This is a genomic window from uncultured Gordonia sp., from assembly GCF_937858515.1.
In the GTDB taxonomy this organism is placed as follows: Bacteria; Actinomycetota; Actinomycetes; order Mycobacteriales; family Mycobacteriaceae; genus Gordonia.
On the sequence record NZ_CALLZT010000144.1, the window covers coordinates 1 to 1,580 of the forward strand.

A 1,580-nucleotide genomic window follows, 5' to 3' on the forward strand; every position below is an offset into this window, starting at 1 on the left:
ACCCGGTAGAACGCCCTCCTCAACGGCGAAAGCCCAGGTCAGCGACCTGGGCTTTCGTACCGAAGTTGGTGGCGGGGGCAGGATTTGAACCTGCGACCTTCAGGTTATGAGTCAACCCGTACCAATACGTACCAGATAGTGCCCTTGAGCAGGTCTTTCACGGCTCATGATACTCCGGCCGTGCCAATGCGTATACCCCTGTACCGCGCCGCACAGTAGAAGGAACAGTAGAAACGTGAGGCCCTCCTAGACGGGCCGGCGACGAGACCAGCAACAACCGTGCGGCTGTTGCCGGAGGCGTCCGTGACGCCGACGGCTCGACGACTTCGGCCGATCGTCGGGTTCCACCCGGCCGCCTTCCGCCCAGCGAAGCCAATCGAAGAAGGCAATGGCCCGGGCGCATGCCACGAGAGCATTGGCGACACCGGGGAACTACACGCAGGTTGCCCTGACCGGCCTTGCTCTTCGAGCCTGTCCTTGGGCCGGCGGTCTGCCCGGCGAGACTGTGGACTTATCGGGCGATCGCGGCTGACGGCGACCACGCGTGGGCACCGTTACCGGTTGAACCCCGACCTCGCCGATCGTTCACCACTCCTGGCGTGCTTCTTCCGCGAAGCCCTGGATGTCGTGTATCTCGATCTCGATACCGTCGTCGGTGCGAAGGCGGCCCGACCAGGTTCCGAAGACCTGGTGGGTCTCCGATCCCTGGTCGCGTCCTGGGAGCTTCGTGTGCTTGTCGTAGCGGGGCTGCAGCGTCACATCGAGCTGTCCGCCGGGGTCGACCGCGCGCCAGGGGCTGAGCGGCTCGTCCCAGTCGTAGGACCAGTCGAGCTCGCGGCCGAGCTTGGTGAGTCGGCCGTCGACGATCAGGCCGTTCTCGGTGTAGCCCGAACCCTCCGTCCACTTCGCGCCGAACTGCAACCCGACGACGTGCGCGCCGCACCGTCCGGCGCCGCCACCCCAGTTCCACGTGATCTCCGATGGCCAGCGCCCACGCCCTACGTCGAGCACGCCCCACGCGTCCGAGCTACCACCGCCGATCTCCGAGTGCCGGTCGCCGACGGTGAGCTGGCCGGTGGCAGGTCGGGCCTGGTGCTTGGAGGTGTAGTTGAACCGCTCGTCACTCCACGGGATCACCACGTTGAGCGACTCGTGGCCCTCGGGCAGTTCGATCGACACGTCGAGTGCGCCCGGTGTCCCGTCGTGCTCGGTCCACGAGGCGCGAAGGCGCGTCGATCCGGGCTCATCGACGATCTCCAGCGCGAAGCCGTCGCGCTCGACGCGAAGCGGAGTGGTCCCGGGGCGGTCCGGCAGGACGAGTGCACCACGGTCGGTCGTGATGATCCCATTGCCTCCTGTTGTTCCCGCGGCCAGGTCGGCCCACCAGACGTCGGCCAGACCGAAGTGGTCGATGTCCGCGTAGACCGACGACACGACGAGGTCACCGGCGAGGATCGCCCAGTAGTCCCAGCGCTTGTTGATACCGAAGCAGCCATCCAGGTTCGCCCGGTGCAGCGGTCGGCGTGACCAGCCGAGAGCGGCACGGTTCAGCCGTCTGCCGTCGGGCGTGCACAGGTCGA

Annotated in this window: 1 protein-coding gene; it reads right to left on the reverse strand. The window is 66.7% G+C overall.

Annotated elements, in window-relative coordinates:
- Positions 1–585: 585 nt before the first annotated feature.
- A partial coding sequence (locus tag Q0627_RS13985) for a DUF2804 domain-containing protein (protein ID WP_298810794.1) occupies positions 586–1,580 on the reverse strand: 995 nt, incomplete at its 5' end.